Here is a 5,125-nt window from a genome sequence, read left to right on the forward strand (position 1 = left end):
CGAGGGATCCTCGCAAGGCGCCGCGCTCGCAGCCGGCGCAGTCCAGGCACGCTCGCCGTGGCTGATGTTCCTGCCCGCGGGCGCCGTGCTGGAAACCGGCTGGATCGAGGAAACCACCCAGTTCATCCAGGCCGTCGCGACCAGCGGACGGGACCGTGCTGCGGTATTCCGCTATGCGCGCTCGCCTTACGCGGATAGCGGATTGCGCGACATCCTCCGCGCCGTCGCGCGCAAGCTTATCGGCCCGCTCAGCGACCAGGGACTTTTGATCGCGCGAGACCACTACGACCGGATCGGCGGCTACCCGCCGCAGGCTCGACGCCCCGAAGCGCGGCTGCTCCGGCGGCTCGGCCGCTCGTCCCGGACCATGCTGCGCAGCCGGATCGTCATGACGGGCTGAAGCTCAGATACTTGCCAAGGTCAAATAATTAATTGACAATGGCAAATATCGAGGTGTCCCATGCCATCCAGCTCTTCGCCATTAACCCCGGCGGCCGAACCGGTCGCCGGCGATCACATCGCAGCGGTCCGCGCCTTCAACCGCTTCTATACCCGCAAGCTCGGTGTGCTCGACCAGCACCTTGGAAAGACCCCGTTTTCGCTGAGCGAGGCCCGGGTGCTCTATGAACTCGCGCATCGCGACGACCTGGCGGCAAAACAGATCGGGCTCGAGCTGGGTCTCGACCCCGGCTATCTCAGCCGCATCGTCCAAAACTTCGACGAAAAGGGGCTGATCACGCGAAAGCCCCTGCCCGCGGATCGCAGGCAATACCAGCTCAGCCTCACCGCCAAGGGCCGCCAGACCTACGCCAAGCTGAACCTGAGCTCGCAAAACGAGGTCGCCGCCATGCTGGCTCAGCTTTCGGCCGACGATGCCACGCGGCTTACGCAGGCCATGGCGACCATCGAGGCGGTACTTGAGCAACGTCGAACCCAGCCCGCTTCTTTCATGCTGCGCAGCCATCGTGTCGGCGACATGGGCTGGGTCACCTCCCGCCAGGCCGCCGCCTATGCAGCGGACTACAACTGGGACATCAGCTACGAGGCGCTGGTCGCCGAGATCTGCGCACAGTTCATCAGGAACTACGACGCCACGCGCGAGCACTGCTGGATCGCGGAAGTGGGTGGCGAGCCGGTCGGCTCGATCTTTCTGGTCAAGGCCACGGACGAGATCGCCAAGCTGCGCCTGCTGCAGGTGGAGAAGAAAGCGCGGGGCCTCGGCGTCGGCCGCGCGCTGGTCGAGCAATGCATCCAGGGCGCGCGGGAGAGGGGTTACAGCAGGATGACGCTGTGGACGCAGAGCATCCTGGTGGCCGCGCGCGGCATCTATCAAAGTGCAGGCTTCAAGCTCGTGAGGGAAGAGAAGCACCACAGCTTCGGTGCCGATCTGATTGGCGAGACGTGGGAGCGGGATCTCTAGCTGCACGAAGCGAGATGCGCATGAATGCGCCCTTGCCCCTTGCGGGAGAGGGCAGCTCAACTGGCAGACACAGGCTCGCTTGGGTGAGGGGTATGTCTCCGCGAGTCAGGTACGTAGGGTGGCCAAAGGCGCGCGAGCGCCGTGCCCACCAATCCAGCGCTACTGTGGTGGGCACGCTCCGCTTTGCCCACCCTGCGGTACTGATCGTGTGGAGAGATGCCGGAGTGCTATCCGCACTTACACCGTCGCGCCTTGCGCCTTCGGCCTTCGCAGATGCTCGTCCAGGCGTGGCATGATCTCGACGAAATTGCAGGGTCGCGTGCGGTAGTCGAGCTGGGCTGCAAGGATGCCGTCCCAGCCGTCGCGGCAGGCGCCGGGGGAGCCTGGCAGGCAGAAAATGTAGGTCGCACCCGCGACGCCCGCTGTGGCGCGGCTCTGGATCGTCGACGTCCCGATCTTGGCGTGGCTCAACATGTGGAACGCGATCGAGAAACCGTCCATGCGTTTTTCGAACAGCGGCTCGATCGCCTCCGGCGTGACGTCGCGCCCGGTAAAACCGGTGCCGCCGGTGGTGATGACGACGTCGACGCCGCCATCTGCGATCCAGCGGCGGATCACGGCGCGGATGGCTTCGACGTCGTCGGTGACGATCTCGCGCGCTGCGAGATGATGGCCGGCAGCCAGGAGGCGGTCGGCGAGCGTCTGGCCGGACTTGTCGTCGGCCAGCGCACGCGTGTCGGACACGGTGAGCACCGCGATGTTGAGCGGAACAAACTGTTTCGTTTCATCGATGGAAGCCATAGCGCTGCACCTTCTCTCAACACCCACCGCCGTCATCCTGAGGTGCGCGCCTTGCGGTGCAAGCGCACCGCAAGCCTCGAAGGATGAGCCGCGGGCTGCGCCATCCTTCGAGGCGCGCAAGGGGCGCGCACCTCAGGATGACGCCACTACTCCCGGATTCCCACATGCGCAATTGCGCATCATAGTTCACGCTACGCGCGTCCCGGAGCGACAGGCTACTACGTCCCGCCCCCGAACGTATTGCAGGCCTGGACCGTGCCCTGCTGATAGCCGGTCATGAACCACTGCTTGCGTTGCGCGGCCGAACCATGGGTGAAGGAATCCGGCACGACGCGTCCGGTGGCCTGGCGCTGCAGCGTGTCGTCGCCGATCGCGCTCGCCGTGGTCAGCGCGGCGTCGATGTCGCCGGCTTCCAGGAAGTTCGGCCGCTTTTTCGCCTCCCGATTGACCCAGACCCCGGACAGGCAGTCGGCCTGCAATTCGACCTTCACCTGGAGCGCATTGGCCTCCGCCTTGCTGCCGGCCTGCTGCTGCAGCCGCGTCACGCGCGGAATGATGCCGAGCAGGTTCTGGATGTGATGGCCGGCCTCGTGCGCGATGATGTAGGCGGTGGTGAAATTGCACGCCGACTTGCCGGAGCAGCCGCGGAAGCGCGTCTCGACCTCGCGGAAGAACGAGGTATCGAGGAAGATGGTGCGATCCGGCGGACAATAGAACGGGCCCATCGCCGACTCCGCCCGGCCGCAGCGGCCGCCATTGGTGACGTTGCGGAACAGCACGACCTTCGGACCGGTGTAGGACTGGCCCGAGGCCTGGAAGATTTCGCTCCAGCGATCGTCGATCTCGCCGAGGATGCCGGAGATCATGCTGCCCATCTCGTCGGTCGGCGCGCCGCGCTTGGCGGAGGTGGACTGACGATCGGTCTGGTAGCTCGGCGCCTGGCCGCCGCCGGTGAGGATCTCGGCGCCGCCGATCAGGATGCGCGGATCGATGCCGAAGGCGTAGCCGACCAGGCCAAGCACGATGATGGTGCCGATGCCGAGCCCGCCGCCGCCCATCGGCAGCCCGAACCCACCTCCTCCACCGCCACCGCCACCGCCACCATCATCGCGACGATCCTCGATGTCGTCGCTGCGGCGGAAATCATCGTAGCGCATGGCGGGTTTTCCTCAGTCCTCGATTGGCGTCATTCGGCGCAGAAGCGCGAAAGCTCAACGCGCCACACAGGTAAAATTTCCGTTGCCTTTATCAATATCGTGGCCGGCAAAAATTGCCTAGTGCGGCAACATGCCGATGCCAGCAATTTTTTCCGAGGGTCGAGCAATTTTTTCCGAGAGAAATTCGACGCCTTTTTGGGGCCATGATCGCTCCCGCAATGCGACGAAACGCGAAATACACTGCAAAACACGACGAATGCGCATGATGAATCGCACGCGAGGAGTGATGCGCGGCCTGCTCACGAAAGCGGCGGGTTAAGTCGATTTTTACTTTGCCGCTTCATTGTAACGGTCAGTCGGTTGTTTGGTCCCGCGTCGCCGACAGCGTCGCCTGAGTCAGAGTTCTTGAGTCATGGTAGAGTCGCGTCGCGGGGCGTCTGCAAGGGCGCCCCGCACAAATTTCGAGTCTCCTTCGCATCGCATCATTCTCGGCGATTGCGTCGCCGAGATGTCGAAGCTTCAGGCCGGTTCGGTCGACCTTGTGTTCGCCGATCCGCCCTACAATCTCCAGCTCAAGGGCGATCTCAAGCGCCCCGACGAATCCCATGTCGACGCCGTCGATGACGACTGGGACAAGTTCGATTCGTTCTCCGCCTATGACGATTTCACCCGCGCCTGGCTGCTGGCGGCCCGCCGCGCGATGAAGCCGTCGGCGACGATCTGGGTGATCGGCTCCTACCACAACATCTTCCGCGTCGGCGCGATCATGCAGGACCTCGGCTTCTGGCTCCTGAACGACATCGTCTGGCGCAAGTCGAACCCGATGCCGAATTTCCGCGGCCGCCGCTTCACCAACGCGCACGAGACCATGATCTGGGCCGCGCGCGACGAAAAGGCCAAGGGCTACACGTTCAATTACGAGGCGCTCAAGGCCGCCAACGAGGACGTGCAGGCGCGTTCCGACTGGCTGATCCCGCTCTGCACCGGCGAGGAGCGCCTCAAGGGCGCCGACGGCAAGAAAGTGCATCCGACGCAGAAGCCGGAAGGCCTGCTCGCGCGCGTGCTGCTGTCGTCGTCGAAACCCGGCGATCTCGTGATCGATCCTTTCAACGGCACCGGCACCACCGGTGCGGTCGCAAAGCGCCTCGGCCGCTCCTATATCGGCTTCGAGCGCGATAAGACCTACGCCAAGGCCGCCGAAGCGCGCATCGCCGCGGTCGAGCCGCTGCCGGAGGCGAGCCTTGCCCCGTTCATGACCGCGCGCGAAGCGCCGCGGGTCGCGTTCTCCGAACTGATCGAACGCGGCATGATCATGCCCGGCACGAAGCTGTTCGACGCCAAGAAGAAGCTCGGCGCATTGGTTCGCGCCGACGGCGCCATCATGTTCGGCGACAAGGTCGGCTCGATCCACCGCATGGGCGCGGTGGCGCAAGGCGCGCAGGCCTGCAACGGCTGGACGTTCTGGCACATCGAGACCAAGAGGGGTCTCAAGCTGATCGACGAGCTGCGCGCCGAAATCCGCGCCGGCATGGCGGCGGAGTAGCCGCTTCCGATCTCGTAGGGTGGGCAAAGGCGCCCTTGCGCCGTGCCGACCGAACCTTTCCGACAAAATGCAGATTGGTGGGCACGGCGCTTCGCGCCTTTGCCCACCCTTGTATTAGGGCGATCGATTATATTGAGCCGTTCCGTGAGGAATGGCCCAGCCCGGGTGGCCGCCCGAGCTGGGTCGCCGTTCGATCGGATCGGT

The 5,125-nt window shown here is 64.6% G+C and carries 5 protein-coding genes; 3 read left to right on the forward strand and 2 right to left on the reverse strand.

Features of this window, described 5'->3' with window-relative positions; translation table 11 throughout:
- Together MOV75_RS26900 and MOV75_RS26905 are read left to right on the forward strand one after the other, a co-directional pair.
- Positions 1–400: glycosyl transferase (locus MOV75_RS26900; RefSeq protein WP_247006894.1), on the forward strand; the 400-nt coding region annotated here is incomplete at its 5' end.
- A 60-nt stretch (positions 401–460) separates the two neighbouring features.
- Positions 461–1,420 (forward strand): helix-turn-helix domain-containing GNAT family N-acetyltransferase, encoded by a 960-nt coding sequence (locus MOV75_RS26905; protein WP_246929456.1) that lies wholly within the window; start codon positions 461–463, stop codon positions 1,418–1,420.
- Between the two features lie 237 nt (positions 1,421–1,657).
- Here the strand turns inward: MOV75_RS26905 and moaB are convergent, their stop codons facing one another.
- Together moaB and MOV75_RS26915 are read right to left on the reverse strand one after the other, a co-directional pair.
- Complete coding sequence (gene moaB / locus MOV75_RS26910; protein WP_246929458.1) at positions 1,658–2,221, reverse strand: molybdenum cofactor biosynthesis protein B; 564 nt, start codon at positions 2,219–2,221, stop codon at positions 1,658–1,660.
- A gap of 218 nt (positions 2,222–2,439) precedes the next feature.
- Complete coding sequence (locus MOV75_RS26915) at positions 2,440–3,378, reverse strand: neutral zinc metallopeptidase (RefSeq protein WP_246929461.1); 939 nt, start codon at positions 3,376–3,378, stop codon at positions 2,440–2,442.
- Between the two features lie 412 nt (positions 3,379–3,790).
- Between MOV75_RS26915 and MOV75_RS26920 the strand changes: the two genes are divergently transcribed.
- Positions 3,791–4,921 (forward strand): site-specific DNA-methyltransferase, encoded by a 1,131-nt coding sequence (locus tag MOV75_RS26920; protein WP_309486836.1) that lies wholly within the window; start codon positions 3,791–3,793, stop codon positions 4,919–4,921.
- Positions 4,922–5,125 lie beyond the last annotated feature (204 nt).

Origin of the sequence: Bradyrhizobium sp. PRIMUS42, from assembly GCF_023006515.1 — a bacterium.
Taxonomy (GTDB): domain Bacteria; phylum Pseudomonadota; class Alphaproteobacteria; order Rhizobiales; family Xanthobacteraceae; genus Bradyrhizobium.

Coding starts and splice junctions, on each gene's coding strand:
- MOV75_RS26905 (WP_246929456.1), top strand. CDS start 461: ATGCCATCCAGCTCTTCGCCATTAACCCCGGCGGCCGAACCGGTCGCC.
- moaB (WP_246929458.1), bottom strand. CDS start 2,221: ATGGCTTCCATCGATGAAACGAAACAGTTTGTTCCGCTCAACATCGCG.
- MOV75_RS26915 (WP_246929461.1), bottom strand. CDS start 3,378: ATGCGCTACGATGATTTCCGCCGCAGCGACGACATCGAGGATCGTCGC.
- MOV75_RS26920 (WP_309486836.1), top strand. CDS start 3,791: ATGGTAGAGTCGCGTCGCGGGGCGTCTGCAAGGGCGCCCCGCACAAAT.